The sequence below is a fragment of the Companilactobacillus miaonis genome, from assembly GCF_036913615.1.
Classification (GTDB): domain Bacteria; phylum Bacillota; class Bacilli; order Lactobacillales; family Lactobacillaceae; genus Companilactobacillus.
Genome location: NZ_JAYKTX010000019.1, coordinates 1 through 15,603, shown reverse-complemented (window position 1 = coordinate 15,603; position 15,603 = coordinate 1). Strand labels below are relative to the sequence as shown.

Sequence of the window (15,603 nt, the reverse complement as noted above, 5' to 3'; positions counted from 1 at the left end):
ATTCCAATATTTCATTAATCAAATCTACATTAATATTGTAATATAGGAATATTGTTGCATGGGCTCAGATTAAGCGAACATATTTTTATAAAAATGATACGAACATATTAATGATAGCCACCTAATAATTGTATTCTGATTGCCAAAGCTCCATATTTTTCTTCGCGTATTTTAGAATAGATTTTTTGATTCTCCTGATCCAAATCTGTAATTGATTCATCATCCGGACTACCAATGATTTTTCCTGAGTACTTAGCAAATAATTCTTTAAAAGTAGAAAATTTTTCTAAAGCTAAGACTTCCACTCGAATAGTTGCAGCGGTGTCTAAGTCAGTAAATTCAATCTCATCCCCCACACGTAACTGCGACCGCTTTTCGTCGTTCAATCTAACCTCAATTTTCTTAGTTCCATCCTTAATAGCCATAAATGGTTGATGATACAAACCCATCTTCATAATTACTCAGTCCTTTATTGAAAATTCATTATATAATAATTAAGTATGCATCAATTTTGGGGGAAAGCAATATGGGAATATTTTCCGAATTTCGGGAACAGAATCACAATTTTTGGCGTTATTTTTGGAAATATAGTCAAATAATTATTCTAATACAATTATTCATAAATTATATTTTTGTACCAATTTTAAATTATTTAGCCAACGGGATAATTTTCCTCGGCAACGTCAAATATATCTCTTATACAAATATTTTGTATCTAATTACCAAGAAACCTTTGGTAGTTATTGGCTTAATAATTTTATTACTATTAATTTTATTATTAGTATTCACACAATTTACATTTCTGTTAATTAGTTTTCAAGCAATCAAATCCAAGGCCAGCCTTGGTTGGTGGGAATATTTGAAACGTGTTTCCAAGAACGTTTTGGGCTTACCTTTTAAGGCTTTTGGATTCTTTTTACTATATTTTTTAATCATTACACCTTTTGGAACATTAGGAATTTCTTCAACCCTTCTAAATAAGGTTAAAATTCCCCAGTTTATTCTTGATTGGTTAATCCAAGAACATTTGCCGCTAGCCATTTTATTAATTATCGTTTACTTCTTGGTTGTTTATATTGGTTTGCGTTGGTTGTTCGTTTTTCCGCTGATGATTTTTGAAAATAAACCAATCAAAGTGGCTATTAGACGTAGTTGGTCGATGACACATGGCAAGGCAATCTACTACTTGGGTGTTTTTTTAATCCTAATGGCTGTTATTTCAGTGGTAGGGTCCTTACTCACTAGTATTGTAATTGGATTGCAATGGGTGATTGATTACTTCAAATTATTAGGTAGTTTCCATTCCCCAACTAATTTCATGGCTTTGAAGGACTTCCCATTTTGGCAAGTAACTTTAGCCTTATCAAAATTTAAATCAAATTTTTTATCCGAATATGCTGGGGAATAATCATAAGTGTCCCCTTCATCACCATCATCCACAATTTTTATGAAATTAGCAATTTTTCGTTGATTTCTCTTGTTTAATAAATTTAGCTTTTGACCGTCAAATTCAATTTCAAAATCATCATTTTCAACGACAGTTTCTCTTAAATCCGCAAGAGCTACTAACCCACCTGACAACGGCTTGACTGTCAAAGTCTTCCATCCCAAGGCTGGTAAAGTAACATCTGCTATACAGTCAAAAATATAATAATAGTCTTTTGGATCGTATTGTGATTCATCACGCTTTATTTGACCACAATATTGTTTAGTAACCTTGAGCACATCAATATTTACTTTCTTATCTACATCAAAAATTTCAAAATTTTTTTCACTTAAGGAAATTTGAAAATGAACATTTTTCTGCACTGGATACGGCAGTGTATTAAAGAATGTCAAATCATTTGGTTTTTTATTTTGTTCAGATTCAGAAATTTTTCTAACCAAATAATCTACAGTTGAATATGATAATTGGTCGGCCTCTCTCAGACGTTCCAAGATAATTTGATTAGTTTTATCGCTATTACATCCCCCCGCACTATCGTGAGCATGATTGCGAACAATCAATTTCCAAATTTTATCTAATAATGATTTTTTGTATGGTATTCCAATTCTATCTGCCATTGCCATAAGTGGCTCTAGCTGATAAATCATCCTCCGTTCAACTTTATCATTTAAATACTTTTGATCGTATCTTGAAGAATAAATCGAACGATGTATTTTAGAAACTGAACTAGTTATAAATTCTCCGGAAACAGTATCAAGATTAGACTTTTGTTTATTAACTTCTTTGAATAATTTTGGATAATTACTTTCAAATAATGTGACGTCTTTATCCTTTAATTCTCGGTTATAAAAATTAATCCGATCTTTTAAATTGTAATCAACATAACGTTGGTCTCCACCAACTGGTAAAGCAATATCATCTAACGATGTATCAGCAACTACTGTTTTCATAGTTTCTTCTGCATCATCATTTTCAATCAATCCGACGCCAACAAAATATCCATCTTTAATATTAATTGTCGTCACATTAGAACCATCTTCTGATTGCCAATTAAATTCTCGATTACTGGTTTTTTCTTTAGGAAGTCCTCTCCAAAAAACAGCATCATGGATTCCCATACCATTATAAATTTTAGGCATATCGGCTCCTTGACCAAATGAATCTGGAAGATAACCAATTTTTTGACTACCGCCCAGTTCATCAGCCAATTTCATCCCTAAACTCAAATTTCTAATGATAGATTCACCAGTTACTATTAGCTCATCCGTTTGTGTATACCAGGGACCAATAAACAATCGTTTTGCTCGAACCCATTTCTGAAGTTCTGCCTTTTTTTCTGGATAGGCATCTAAGTAATCATCTAAAATGCTCATTTGCCCATCTAAAAGATAATAATCTACAACTTGTTTTCTTAATGACTCAAAAACCTCATCCATGTGATAAACAAATTGAATCATTGCTTCATTTCGAGTGAAATACCATTCAAAATCCCAATGTGTATGTTGAATTACATGTACTCTTTTCATACTATTTCCTTTCTTAAATAAAAAAGAGGGACACTATTATCCCCCCTTTTGAGTTAAATTTGATCTATGGCATCAGATAAAATATTTTTATCATCATTTTCCAAAATTGAGGTTCTAAATTCATCATCCATTAATTTTCTAGCAATTTTACTTAATAATTTCAAATGTTCTGTTGAGCCATTCTTAGGAATGCTCAAAACAAAAGCTACCTTGATAGGCTTTTTATCCAGTGCATCCCATTCAATTCCGTTGGAAAACTTAATCAAGAATAATCCGGGTTTTATCACACTGTCATCATTACTATGCGGAATGGCAATCCCATCTTTGAATCCAGTGGTCGATTCTACCTCACGGGCTTTTAAGCCTTTATAAAAATCATCAGCCGAATTACTATATCCTTTTTCAGCCACAAATTGACCAATACTCTTAAAAGCCTCATCTTGAGTTGTACTTGCTTGATCATAAAAAATATTTTCTATATTAAAAATCTCTTTATCCATATCTACACCTTATTCTTCTACGTTCTTAGCAGCTTCAATAACTGCATCACTTCTTGTTAAACCAATTATCAAAGCAGTAACAGCAATTCCGGCTGATACACAAAGAATCCATGTAATAAACGGAATTGGTTGTTCAATATATCCAATGAAAGTTCCTAATGGTGATCCAATTCCTCCATAAAACTTGCATCCCGTTGCAGCTACTAATCCACCCGCAACAGCAGAACCGGCTACGTTGGCAATAATCATTCTAATAGGATCAGCAGCAACGAATGGAATAGCACCTTCAGTAACACCAACTAATCCCATACCTAATGCAGCACTAGCGGCAGTTTTTTCATCCTTAGAGAATTTCTTCTTCCAAATAATTGTAGCTAACCAAACACCAAGTGGAGCAACCGAAATAGCAGCCTGAGAAGCAGTTTGTGGAACAAAGTTAGCATGCATTGGTCCATATTTTGCCATCGTATCAGTAAATACGGCAGTACCGAAAATCAAAGCAGTTTTATTAACAGGACCACCTAAGTCAAATCCCATCATGGCACCAATAATAGCACCTAGAATAATTGGAGCACTGCTTGAATGACTATTTACCCAATTTAACCAAGAATAAAGAGCGTCCATACCTGCAGCAATAGGCTGACCGATTACATAAAAGACGACCAACGATATAAACAATGTCGCTATAACAGGAATAATCATAATTGGAACAATTGGTTGGAAAATCTTTGGCCATTTGATTTTCTTCAATAGCTTAACGAAGTAACCTACAATAAATGCAACCAATAATGCAGCAATAAAACCACCACCAGCTTTAGCATGTAATAATTCTGCATCGTTAGCAATATAGGCACCAATCATTGCAGGAGCCATAGCAGGTTTATCAGCAATTGACATTGCAACAAATCCAGCAAATAGTGGAATCATTAATTTAAATCCAACTTGACCGACTTGGAACAAGTTAGACATCAACATACCCATTGAAGTTTTGGTATCAAATCCCCATTTAACAATTCTTCCCAAATCATCCTTTTGGAAAGCGTATAAGTTCGCTATAGTTAAAATTAATCCAGCGGCAATAACCATTGGAATCATATATGAAATACCACTCATAACATGAGTAAAGAAGGTCGTCTTTTCCTTATTGTTACCAATTTGAATCTTACCAACTTTACTACCTTTTTTACCAAAAATAGTTGCTTCTTTTTCAGCTTTTTCGATTAAAGCTTTTCCATCATTGATTGCATCATTTGAACTGGCAATCAATAATTTCTTCCCCGTAAAACGAATTGGATCTATCTTGATGTCAGCTGCGATAATTGCAAGGTCGGCATTTTCAATATCTTCATCCGTTAACTTGTTCTCAGCACCCATGGCACCATCAGTTTCGACTTTAACCTCATAGCCCATCTCCTTGGCTGCTTTTTCAATTGCTTCAGCAGCCATATAAGTGTGTGCTATTCCCGCAGCACACGCGGTGACGGCAACAATCTTTTTAGCCATTATTTTAATCTCCTTTGCGTTTTCTATACTTTGATAATACGTGATAACAATCACTAGGTAAACGGTTTCAAGTGGTTTAGAATCTATTTACTTATCAAAATAATTATGTGAAAAAATTTACAAAAAAATAGCACTCCCGAAGGAATGCTATATTCACTTTATCTAATTAAATCATTATTACCTTGGCTATCAATGTAATTAAAAACATCTTCTTTTGTAAAAATAGGTGAATCATTCATAGAAGCTTGCGCTAAAACTGAATTAGCGATGGCAAATTCCAAAGTATCATCGAAATCCCATTTTTCAAATAAACCGGTCAATACACCACTGGCAAATGCATCACCACTACCAATACGATCCAAAATATTCAAATCTTTAGGAGCAGATTCATAAATTTTCCCTGAATGATATATAAAGCCCTCAAAATACTTCTTATCATCTTTAAATAGTCGCTTGCTACCCGCAAAGAAACTAATTTGATAGTCCTTACAAAATTGCTGGAATAGCTCTTGATCATCTGACTTAGGATAATCCAATAGATCAGTTAAATCACGACGACTGCCGAAAACAATATCCGTATATTGCAGCATTTCCTGGTAGCGTTTCTTCATTACCTCATGACTATTTTCTTCATTTAGACTCACACGATAATTAAAATCAAAACAAACAATTTTATCATTTTCATGCGCTTGTTTAGCTAAAGTTAGTGCAGCTTCTCTTGTGTTTTCGGTTAAACTCAAAGCAATTCCACAAATATGAACTACATCCACCCCAGCCAAAGCTTTTTCAAAATTGTATCCATTCACATTGAATTCACAAAACGAACTAGATAATCTATCTTGATACGTTACTCGTTCCGGTCTTGGACCATGTCCTAATTCTACAAAGAAACTGCCCATACTCTTACCATCAAAAATCAGCTTTTTATCAGAAATACCTAACTTTCGTAAATCTGAAGCAGCCATTTTCCCGACTGGATTATTAGGCAAAACGGTTAATAAAGCTGTATCATAGCCAAAATGCGATAAACTACTAAGCAAGTTAACACCAGTACCAACAGTACTTACCGTCAAATGATTATTTTGTTCAAGCATCATCTTGTCAGCAACTGTAAAGCGTAACATTGCTTCACCAAATGCTAAAATATTCATTTTCCTACCTCTAAAACTTTTTGATTATTTCGTATAACTTGGCAACATCTTCTGGCTTAGTATCACCTGTTTCTTTATCGATGATTGAGCTGTATACATGTGGAATAATTCTCTTAACGCCGGCATCTACAGCAATTTTGACAATTTCCTCAAAATTATCTAACGTGATTCCACCAGTTGGTTCAAGATCAAAATCATTTTCTGCACATGCTTTGGCGACAGCTTTGTATTCTTCCTCATGAGTAAGACCTTTCATTGGGAAGAATTTGATTGATGAACCACCCATATCCTTAAGTAAAGCAATTGCTGTTTCAATTGGAACTTCAGTAGGCGTTGTTTGACTACTCAAAGGACCAGTGGCAATATTCACTACTCCAACCTTACCAGTCGGTGATACAAGCCCATTAACAATAGTTTCAGATTGCCCTAAAGCTTCTCTTGAAGCTCCTACACCTGTGAAAACTTGGTTAACGTGTTGTGGTTGAATCACTTTGGATACTCTCACTACCATTCCACTTTGATTAGGGTCACCAGCACCTAATCCGACGGAAACTGCATTGTCGATTTCTGTTTGATATTTTTTCATATCTTCAATGGCAGCTTCGTCACTAGGATAGTTCTTAGTTAGAACGCCTAAAACAACATGGCCTTGTGCTGCCTCATAGCAATCTTTAGCATTTTGAACTGAGTTAGCTAAAACATTTAAACAAATACCATTCTCTAAATAATTTGGTAATAATTTCATGGTTAGTTTCCCCCAACGATTTCGTTTAGTCTTGAAACAATTTGATCCATCTCATCCTCATTAACAGATCTAATATCAAATTCGATAATTCCTTCATTTACTCGATACTCACGTGCATAGATGGCTATCTTACCATTACGTAACTGATCACAAATTTCTTTGGCCGTAATATCACCTGTTGGAATAACTTCAGCACGATAAATTTCACGCCCCGCGGCATCTTGAATCATTTTTACTTTAAGATTAGAAATTGTACTCAATTTATCAATAAATGGTTTCAAACGAGCCTTCATTGCTTCACCAGTTTCTGGTCCATCAGCCAAATACTTAGTGATTGCAGTAGTTAAACCAATAATATTTTCTTTTCCAATTTTCATTGCACGGCCAATTCCTGCACCTTGCATTCGTGCCCATCTGATATACTGTTCTTTTCCAAAGATAACGCCTGATGCTGGTCCTTCAATAGCTTTGGCACCACTATAAATGACAACATCGGCTCCCATCTTCAAATACTTGAATAAATCTTCTTCAGCAGCGGCATCTAATACTAACGGTAGGTTATGTATATGAGCTACTTCAATTGCTTCAGGAATAGAAAGCATACTCTTTTGAACTGTATGATGACTCTTAATATAAAGAATAGCTGCCGTTTCATCAGTGATTTGCATCTCAATATGTTCAGGTGAACACATATTGGCGTAACCGGCTGGAATCATCTTTGCTCCAGCTACACTCATCATTACGTCAACTGGAGTTCCATAATCAACGTCGTGCCCCATGGGTAAGATAACTTCTCGCTTAGAAATCTTATCAGTATAAGGATGATAAACATGATATTTACTTCCTTGTCCAATAATTCCAGCTAACGTTTCCGCAATACCTGCAGATGCCGAATTGACTACTAAAGCATCCTCACTACCTTCTAAATTGGCTAAATACTTACCTGTTTGAACTAAAAGATCTGACATTTCAAAGAAATTTTGTGCTCCTAATTTTTGAGCAGCAACAACTTCATCCGAAACTTTAGAAACTCCTAGAATCGTCATTTTTCCGTCTGCATTAATAACACGCTTTAAATTATATTTCTCGTAAATATCCATTTTAGTCTCCTATAGAATAAGTTTTTCCGCCAATAATGCTGTACAAAGGTTTTACTAATTTCTCAGCTGTTCGTTTGAAACCATTAGAATCTGTTAGTTCTTCCTTACCTTTTTCAACATTAAAGATTGTTACATCTGCATCCATTCCTACAGCTAATTTACCTTTAGAATTTAATTTGTAATTCTTAGCTGGAGTAGTAGTTATCATAGGCAATACTTGATCTAATGTATAGCCTAGATGGAGAATTTTTTCAATGCATGTGGCCATATTGTAAACTGGACCATTTTCACGATTTGAATGATAAATATCCGTACTCAAACTTTGAGGAGCAATTTTGTTCTTTGTAGCTGTTTCAGCCGTATGAAAATTATAACTATCCGTTCCATGTCCGATATCAAAAATGATTCCTTTTTCAATTCCTTTAATCACGAAATCTTTAATTGAACCATCAGAATTTAAAATTCCATTAGCTTTTCCATTAAAGCAGTGTGTAAGAATATCCCCGTTTTCCATAATATCCATAATTTCTGATAATTCAGGTGGATTAGTTCCCACGTGCACCATCAATGGTAAATCTTTATCCAATTTTTTTTGGAATTCCTTAGCTACAACTAAAGGTTTTACACCATTGCCTACGACAACTGACTTACTAATTCTAGCTTTCATGCCAATAATAAAGTTTGGATAATCATCAATTGCTTTTTGGAATGGTTCAAATTGGAGACGTGACATATCTCCCAATTCATCTTGAGCCAAAATCCCTGTTTTAGAAATATTAATCATTGCAAAAACATTTGTTTTTTTATTTCTAGTAATTTTATAAAAATCACCGATATTATCAGCACCAGTTGATCCGGCATCGATTACTGTCGTAACACCAGTTTTGTACCCATCTTCATCTGGATCATCATAATAGAGTGATAATTTTTCATAACAATGAGTATGATCATCAATCCATCCAGCACTGACATAGGAATTTCCGTGAAGGTCAATTACTTGGTCAGCCTCAGCATTTAGATTGGAACCCACAGCTTTGATTTTTTCATTTTCAATCAAAACTTCAATCGGTTCCTCTTTTTCATTTTTACCATTCTTTATATAAACCGTCGTCAAAAAAATCACTCCTCAAATTTAAACTTATCCCATGGTCCAACATAATCTAGAAGGAATAGTTCATCTTCTTTTATCTCAGCCACTTTATTCTTACGGTCATCTACGTGATCTTGTAAAACTATTTGCAATTCATTTTTATATTTACCGAAATTATTGTTTCCAATCACAACATCGCCACGTTTGAATTCGTGAGTACCACTGACTGGATTCTCATCATTTTTATACTTCTTCCTAACTTCTGTAGAACGAATAACTAAATCTGTAATGTCACCACGTCTAACGTGTTGATTATTTAGTAAAATTTCCTTTTCCACATCATTAACATCCTTCGTTAAAGATATATTGAAGGTTAATTGGTAACGATTGATCGTTCCCAGTCTCTTCAGTTCATCTTCCGAGGCATAAGCGTTCCCAATGATTACACAATCAATCAAGTTAGTAGCGAATAGATGCTTAGCTTGAACTTCTACAGGCAAATCACGATGCATTTCCAGTGTTGGCAGACCATCGTTAATGTCCCATGGACCAATTTTTCCTGATTGAGAAGTAATGAAAGCGGCTGTATCTATCCCTTGTTGTTTGAATCTCTTTGAAGCACTTTCGAAGAATTTCAGTGGCAAGCCGGTTCCACGCTGTGGATAGAAGTTATGGCAGCCTTGAATAAAGGGTTTATTGGCCGAATAACTTAAAATATTATTTAAGTAAGCAACATCATTACTCATATTCAATTCAATATTCATATTCTGAGGATTAAATGAAAGCAACGCTTCTTTTTGACCATCAAATCCTTGATCCAATCTAATAGAATCAGCGCCTAAATCATGGAAAAAACTTAAATCATCATAAGAGATTCCTAGTTGATCAAAAATATTCGGTGCAATATCTAAAGTTGTTGAAAAGCCCAATTCTTTAGCAAAATTAATCAATTCACTAAATTTGGCTGCAACCTTTTCCTTACCTTCAGAAACTTCTAGCATGCTCATAAAGATTCTTGAAAATCCATACTTACTTGCTAATTTCAAATAGTCTTTATCTTCATTCAAATTACTATGATCAGGATAAAGAGAAACTCCTAAAGTGCGTTTGGTCATATTTTTCTACCTCTTTCCATTTTAGAAAATCCGTTCATGTAATGATTTGAAATGATAACTGAGAAATAAATTGTTCCTAAAAGTAATAGAATTACAGCATCTTTAATGAAGAAACTAATTGCTGCCAGTCCTAATAACGTGCCTAGGGAGAACATAATTAATTTTCCAGCTGTTAATTTCTTTAAAAACTTAGGATAGAAACCTTTTTGAATTGAAATCTCTGATCCTAAGAAGAAAACCAAAATTAGTAGAAAAATTATCATATAATCACCCTCAAATCACTTATTTATTATTATTTTCTTTTGCTAGTTGTTGCTTTTCAAAAACTTTGAAGAATGGATAGTAAATTGCTAAATCAATGATGAAGTTCACACAAGTTAAGATAAATGCTGGGATACTCCAGTTAGTACTCATCAAAGCACCAATTGGTCCAGGAACGGTAAAAGGTAATCTCATCATCATCATTGGAACTACGCCGGTAATGGTCAAAATGTAGGACAAAGTACCAGTGACAAGAGGTCCAACGATAAATGGAATACCTAAGATTGGATTCATAACAATTGGAGCACCGAAAACAACTGGTTCATTAATATTGAACAATCCTGGTAGGAAGGAAAGTTTTCCTAGATCTTTCAAGTAAGCTGATTTAGAGAACAAGAACAAAGTTACTAATGCCAACGTACCACCGGCACCACCGATCCAAATGAACCATTGTAAGAATTGTTCTGTAAAAATTGTAGAAAGATGATTTGCACTAGTACCAGCTGCGAATTCACTCATATTTTGAGCAATAGACATTTCCCAGAAAGGTCTGATAATCGGATCCATGATGGCAGCACCGTGAATACCTAATGTCCAAAAGCCTGTAATTAAGAAAATTGTTAGTAAACCACCAAACAAACTGTTACCAACTAAGACACCTTTCAATGGCATCAAAATCATGCTTAAAAATGTTGCAATGTTGAAACCTAAAACGTTACGAATTAACCAGAAGAAAATCAAAATGAAGGCTGCTGGAATCAAAGCCACAAATGAATTGGAAACTTCTGGTGGAACTCCATCAGGCATTTTGATCGTAATATTCTTTTCTTTGAAGAATCTATAAATTTCAACGGTCAAGAGTCCGGTAACAATTGAAGCAAATAGTGATGAAGCACTCAAGTTAGCGATATTTATATATCTACCAGCATCAATTACACCTTTAACATTTTCTAAAACGTGAATCGGTGTAGCAGTTGAAACTAAAAATGCTAAAACTGCTAAAACACCATTAGTTAATTTATCAAGCTTATAACTTTCAGCTAGTGATGAAGCAATTCCAAAGGTTGCGTATAAAGCTAAAATACCAACCGTATATCTAAAAGGTATATCTAATATTTCTTTATAAGGGGCAAGAGCATTAGCAACGGAATCAATCGGAATATTATTGATCAATGTGAAAAATGAACCCACAATCGTCAATGGTAAAGTTGAAATAATTCCCTTTCTAATAGCCGTCATATGCCTTTGGTTTCCCATTTTATTGGCAAACGGTAAAATCTTTGCATTTAAAAACGTTACTAAGTTATCCATATTTATAATCCCTTCTTTCTTTTCGATAAAATCATAACATTATAATGTTATGATGTAAACGGTTAAATAAAAATATTAAATTTCATATTCGATTTCATACGGCATTTTACTACTGTCGTATATGGATTCCGTATATTCAATTAATTCGTCTTTTTTGTCAAAACCACGACGGATTCGCTTTAAAGCTAAAGTATCTTTTTTATTCAAAAGTTGTTTTTCATTTTTATCCAAATTAACAGCTGTAAATTCATCTTTGAAACTATTTATATTTTTTCCATTATCCTTTAAAAATTTATACAATGATTTATTCTGCAATTCATCTTTTTGAATATTAACTATTACTTTTGGAATATAGTGGTTAACAATAATAAAAGGTTTTCCATCCAGAAGATAAAGCCGTCTGATATATAAAACTGGCTCTGTTAGCGTCTGATTTATTGGCGTGTCCTTTAATTTCACATACTTTATTTCCAGTACTTCTTTTGTTAACTTTCCTTTATCATTTACAATTGAAGAATACGATTTAGCCTTTGAAAGTTTATTAAACAAGTCGTTACTAATTACTCTAGTTCCGATACCACTTTTCTTAGCAATGTATCCTTCTGCAACTAGTTGATCGACTGCCTTTCGAACCGTAATTTTGCTAACGCCATATTTTTCTTCCAGATCATGCTCCGTCGGCATCAGATTTCCTACTTCATAAAAACCGGATAAAATATTTTTTTTGATATCATCAGCTACCTTTTGATATAAAATTTGTGCCATATTTACACCTCTCTAGTTAAAAAAGCCGAAAAAAGCTTTGATAACCTTTTTCGGACATTTTTTTAAAAATAGTCCCAAAGCATAGGAACTAAATTCTTTTTACTTAAATTATTCAAGTGATTGATTGCACTGCCATTCAAATCCCAATCAAAAATTTCCGATGGCTTTTTGTAGCCAAATAAAATTTGCGTTAGACGTTGAATAGAAATCACACAATCATAACTTGTTTCGAAGCTCGAATTAATTGAAATAATTCCATTATTTATTTCAATTTCCCAAACTTTATTATTTTTTTCGATAAATTGATCAACAATCTTTATTAAAAATTGGTCATTGATATCTTCTGAAACATGGTAATTAGTCAAAAATCTTTGAAGATTGATTATTCTAGCCATCATATATGGTTTAATCGAGACAGTTAGAGTTTTCTTCTCATGAGGATCCGGAAAAATATCCATCTTTGGTCGTGGATCACCTGAGACATAGTCGAAATACTTATATGCCGTTCTATATTGTCCAATAAAGGAAAGTAATTTAAAAAGTGCCGGATTTGAATCATAAAATAACTCATTAACTACAAAGTTAGTATTTTGATTTCTGGTAAAAATTACATACCCACAGATACGTTCATTTTTAAAACAAATAGCTATTTCCCAAGTGTGTTTCAAGACTAAGTACTCACTCCACCAATTATTTCTCAAAATCCCTCCACTATGACTAAAGGGATGTGCATTGTGAAAAGATTTTATGTACTGCAGTCCTTCACTTAATGGATACCTTTTTATTCTTAACTCAGGACTCATTATATGTTCTGGCATTTTAAATTTTGGCAAATCAATGTTTTGAACGTGATAAGATGCCCGATCAAAGACTTCCTCATAACCAAATCGACGATAAAATGGAAAAGAAAAAGGTGCCAAATAAGAGACATCAAAGCCTTCATCGTCCATATCCTCAAACATTTTTCCCATTAATTTCGTTATATGACCTTTTCCCGAACTTTCAGGTAAGCTACTAACATAACTAATTCCACAAGTTTTGAATCTATCAATTCCTAATTGTGACACAAAAGGAATACTCAAGAATCCACTTTGAATGTGGTCCTGATCAAAAGCTCCATAAGCATAACTATTTTCGAATAACTTTTTAAAAAACTTTTGTCTTTGAGCTGTATCTGCACGATTAAAAGCATATAGAGTTAAATTATAAAAATCCGATTCTTCGGCAGATTTAACTATACGATAAACTGACATATTTTCATCCTCAAAATTTAGTTTTCTACACCAACAACACCAGTATTTTCTTGTTTTTGAGCTTCTTCTTCTAATTCTTTAGCTTCATTAGCTAACTGTTGCTTTTCAAAGATTTTAAAGAATGGATAATAAATTACTAGTGCAATCAAAATATTAACCACATTTAAAATAGCAGCTGGAATACTCCAATTAGTACTCAACAGAGCTCCTAATGGGCCAAATAATGTAAATGGAAGTTTAGCCATCATCATTGGAACTAAGCCAGTTACTGTAGCAATGTATGAAACAATTGTTAGTACCATTGGTGCAACAATGAATGGAATTATTAAAATTGGATTCATCACAATTGGTGTACCAAATACTAATGGTTCAGAAATATTGAAGACACCAGGAATAATAGTCAATCCACCCATTTGTTTAACAAACTTAGAACGAGAAGTTAAGAACAAAATTGCTAAAGCAATCGTAGTACCTGAACCGCCGACTTGAACAAACCATTGGAAAAATTGTTCCGTAAATAAATTTGGTAAGTTATGTGCGTTACCAGTTTTAGCAAATACATCCATATTTTCCAAAATAGCGGCATCCCACATTGGTCTCAGAATTGGTCCCAAAACATTTTCTCCATGAATACCAAATGACCAAAATAGTTGAATCAAGAAAATAGTAATCAAACCACCAATTAGACTATTACCTACTAGTAAACTTTTCAGTGGTAGAACTAGTGCAGTGATAGCACTGTTAATATCAAATTTTAATCCGTAACGTAATCCCCAGAACAAAACCATGATTACAAAAGCTGGAATCAAAGCTTCAAATGATTTCAAGACAGCCGGTGGTACAGAATCAGGCAATTTTATCGTAATTTTATGTTGAATAAAGAAGCGATAAATTTCAACCGAAATCAAAGCAGCCACAATAGCACCAAATAAACTGGTAGAACTAATATCTCCAATCGACATATATCTACCGGCAGACATGCCACCAACATCTTTTGTCAATTGAATTGGATTAACGACACTGATCAGATAACCTAATGTCCCTAATAATCCAGCACTTAACGGATCTACCTTATAAGAAGATCCAAGATAATGAGCAACTGCAAATGCTGCATAAAGTCCCATTACCCCAATAGTAAATCGAAACGGAATATCCAAAGCTGGACGAATCGGTGCTATAAGTTCGTCGTAACCACTAATTGGAATATTTAGAAAAATTGCAAAAATAGAACCGACAATCGTTAATGGCATAATCGAAATTAATCCATTACGAATTGCTAATAAATGACGTTGGCTACCAATCTTATTGGCAACTGGCATAAAATGCTTTTCCAAAAAATTCATAACTGTATTCACGTCAAATACCCCCTCAATTTTTTATATTTAATCCGATTTCATCATAACATTATAATATTATGATGTAAACGTTTCCTTTTATCGTTTTTTAGTGTATGCTTTGCATATAATATTAAAATTTACTGAGGGGGTATACTATGATTATTTTTATTTTTGCCTATTTCGTCCTCTGCGTCTTACTGGTAGAAAAGCATATTCTACCTAATTGGATTTATAAATTATCAACTTTTAAAACAATTTTATTTTCTTTTATTAGTATATTAATTATAGCTTTATTAACTTCTCAATTTTGGATTAGAAACTTCATTGTTCCAGCTGTAACCATTATGGGAGCTTTATTGATTATGTACAAATTTCGGAAAATTCATTTTCCAATAGATAAAAAATAAGGTGAAGTGCTTCATAATTGTTAGACAAGAAATCTAATGATTATGGAGCACTTTTTGTATGGTTAAATATAGTTTTGATTTGAAAGCAAAAG

14 protein-coding genes and 1 pseudogene are annotated in these 15,603 nt (G+C 33.6%); 1 reads left to right on the top strand and 14 read right to left on the bottom strand.

Going from position 1 to position 15,603, the window contains the following annotated elements; all coding sequences use genetic code 11:
* Window positions 1–107 precede the first annotated feature (107 nt).
* On the bottom strand, window positions 108–455 hold the full coding sequence (locus tag U8521_RS12490; protein WP_334352910.1) for an ASCH domain-containing protein: 348 nt from the start codon (window positions 453–455) through the stop codon (window positions 108–110).
* Window positions 456–526: 71 nt separating this feature from the next.
* Between U8521_RS12490 and U8521_RS12485 the strand changes: the two are divergent.
* A pseudogene (locus U8521_RS12485) lies at window positions 527–1,225 on the top strand (glycerophosphoryl diester phosphodiesterase membrane domain-containing protein); the annotation flags it as partial.
* A 50-nt stretch (window positions 1,226–1,275) separates the two neighbouring features.
* Here the strand turns inward: U8521_RS12485 and U8521_RS12480 are convergent.
* The 13 genes from U8521_RS12480 to U8521_RS12420 all read right to left on the bottom strand — a co-directional run bounded on the left by U8521_RS12480 (window position 1,276) and on the right by U8521_RS12420 (window position 15,122).
* Entirely contained in the window at window positions 1,276–2,973 is a 1,698-nt protein-coding gene (locus U8521_RS12480) for a glycoside hydrolase family 38 N-terminal domain-containing protein (RefSeq protein WP_334352909.1), read from the bottom strand.
* A gap of 53 nt (window positions 2,974–3,026) precedes the next feature.
* Window positions 3,027–3,473 carry a PTS sugar transporter subunit IIA gene (locus tag U8521_RS12475; RefSeq protein WP_334352908.1) on the bottom strand — a complete coding sequence of 149 codons (447 nt, stop codon included), beginning with the start codon at window positions 3,471–3,473 and terminating at the stop codon, window positions 3,027–3,029.
* Between the two features lie 9 nt (window positions 3,474–3,482).
* On the bottom strand, window positions 3,483–4,976 hold the full coding sequence (locus U8521_RS12470) for a PTS fructose transporter subunit IIC (RefSeq protein WP_334352907.1): 1,494 nt from the start codon (window positions 4,974–4,976) through the stop codon (window positions 3,483–3,485).
* Window positions 4,977–5,134: 158 nt separating this feature from the next.
* The gene (locus U8521_RS12465; protein ID WP_334352906.1) at window positions 5,135–6,127 is read right to left on the bottom strand and encodes a sugar kinase; all 993 of its coding nucleotides are present in this window, start codon (window positions 6,125–6,127) and stop codon (window positions 5,135–5,137) included.
* A gap of 10 nt (window positions 6,128–6,137) precedes the next feature.
* Window positions 6,138–6,872: a 2-dehydro-3-deoxy-phosphogluconate aldolase gene (dagF, locus tag U8521_RS12460; protein ID WP_334352905.1), complete on the bottom strand. Its 735-nt coding sequence runs from the start codon at window positions 6,870–6,872 to the stop codon at window positions 6,138–6,140.
* Between the two features lie 2 nt (window positions 6,873–6,874).
* Window positions 6,875–7,972 carry a DgaE family pyridoxal phosphate-dependent ammonia lyase gene (locus U8521_RS12455; RefSeq protein WP_334352904.1) on the bottom strand — a complete coding sequence of 366 codons (1,098 nt, stop codon included), beginning with the start codon at window positions 7,970–7,972 and terminating at the stop codon, window positions 6,875–6,877.
* 1 nt (window position 7,973) lies between these two features.
* Entirely contained in the window at window positions 7,974–9,086 is a 1,113-nt protein-coding gene (locus U8521_RS12450; RefSeq protein ID WP_334352903.1) for an amidohydrolase/deacetylase family metallohydrolase, read from the bottom strand.
* 5 nt (window positions 9,087–9,091) lie between these two features.
* Complete coding sequence (locus U8521_RS12445) at window positions 9,092–10,177, bottom strand: DUF871 domain-containing protein (protein ID WP_334352902.1); 1,086 nt, start codon at window positions 10,175–10,177, stop codon at window positions 9,092–9,094.
* On the bottom strand, window positions 10,174–10,440 hold the full coding sequence (locus U8521_RS12440; protein WP_334352901.1) for a hypothetical protein: 267 nt from the start codon (window positions 10,438–10,440) through the stop codon (window positions 10,174–10,176). The genes U8521_RS12445 and U8521_RS12440 overlap by 4 nt, the downstream gene beginning before the upstream one ends.
* A gap of 19 nt (window positions 10,441–10,459) precedes the next feature.
* Window positions 10,460–11,749, bottom strand: a complete 1,290-nt coding sequence (locus U8521_RS12435) for a PTS sugar transporter subunit IIC (RefSeq protein WP_334352900.1) — start codon at window positions 11,747–11,749, stop codon at window positions 10,460–10,462.
* 75 nt (window positions 11,750–11,824) lie between these two features.
* Window positions 11,825–12,514 carry a GntR family transcriptional regulator gene (locus U8521_RS12430; RefSeq protein ID WP_334352899.1) on the bottom strand — a complete coding sequence of 230 codons (690 nt, stop codon included), beginning with the start codon at window positions 12,512–12,514 and terminating at the stop codon, window positions 11,825–11,827.
* A 62-nt stretch (window positions 12,515–12,576) separates the two neighbouring features.
* Complete coding sequence (locus tag U8521_RS12425; protein WP_334352898.1) at window positions 12,577–13,767, bottom strand: GNAT family N-acetyltransferase; 1,191 nt, start codon at window positions 13,765–13,767, stop codon at window positions 12,577–12,579.
* A gap of 17 nt (window positions 13,768–13,784) precedes the next feature.
* Window positions 13,785–15,122, bottom strand: coding sequence for a PTS sugar transporter subunit IIC (locus U8521_RS12420; protein ID WP_334352897.1), 1,338 nt, complete (start codon window positions 15,120–15,122; stop codon window positions 13,785–13,787).
* Window positions 15,123–15,603 lie beyond the last annotated feature (481 nt).

What these genes read in the sequence shown, in the direction of transcription:
- U8521_RS12435 (WP_334352900.1), bottom strand. Translation starts at nt 11,749, where the DNA reads ATGGATAACTTAGTAACGTTTTTAAATGCAAAGATTTTACCGTTTGCC.
- U8521_RS12430 (WP_334352899.1), bottom strand. Translation starts at nt 12,514, where the DNA reads ATGGCACAAATTTTATATCAAAAGGTAGCTGATGATATCAAAAAAAAT.
- U8521_RS12425 (WP_334352898.1), bottom strand. Translation starts at nt 13,767, where the DNA reads ATGTCAGTTTATCGTATAGTTAAATCTGCCGAAGAATCGGATTTTTAT.
- U8521_RS12465 (WP_334352906.1), bottom strand. Translation starts at nt 6,127, where the DNA reads ATGAATATTTTAGCATTTGGTGAAGCAATGTTACGCTTTACAGTTGCT.
- U8521_RS12445 (WP_334352902.1), bottom strand. Translation starts at nt 10,177, where the DNA reads ATGACCAAACGCACTTTAGGAGTTTCTCTTTATCCTGATCATAGTAAT.
- U8521_RS12455 (WP_334352904.1), bottom strand. Translation starts at nt 7,972, where the DNA reads ATGGATATTTACGAGAAATATAATTTAAAGCGTGTTATTAATGCAGAC.
- U8521_RS12490 (WP_334352910.1), bottom strand. Translation starts at nt 455, where the DNA reads ATGAAGATGGGTTTGTATCATCAACCATTTATGGCTATTAAGGATGGA.
- dagF (WP_334352905.1), bottom strand. Translation starts at nt 6,872, where the DNA reads ATGAAATTATTACCAAATTATTTAGAGAATGGTATTTGTTTAAATGTT.
- U8521_RS12480 (WP_334352909.1), bottom strand. Translation starts at nt 2,973, where the DNA reads ATGAAAAGAGTACATGTAATTCAACATACACATTGGGATTTTGAATGG.
- U8521_RS12475 (WP_334352908.1), bottom strand. Translation starts at nt 3,473, where the DNA reads ATGGATAAAGAGATTTTTAATATAGAAAATATTTTTTATGATCAAGCA.
- U8521_RS12440 (WP_334352901.1), bottom strand. Translation starts at nt 10,440, where the DNA reads ATGATAATTTTTCTACTAATTTTGGTTTTCTTCTTAGGATCAGAGATT.
- U8521_RS12470 (WP_334352907.1), bottom strand. Translation starts at nt 4,976, where the DNA reads ATGGCTAAAAAGATTGTTGCCGTCACCGCGTGTGCTGCGGGAATAGCA.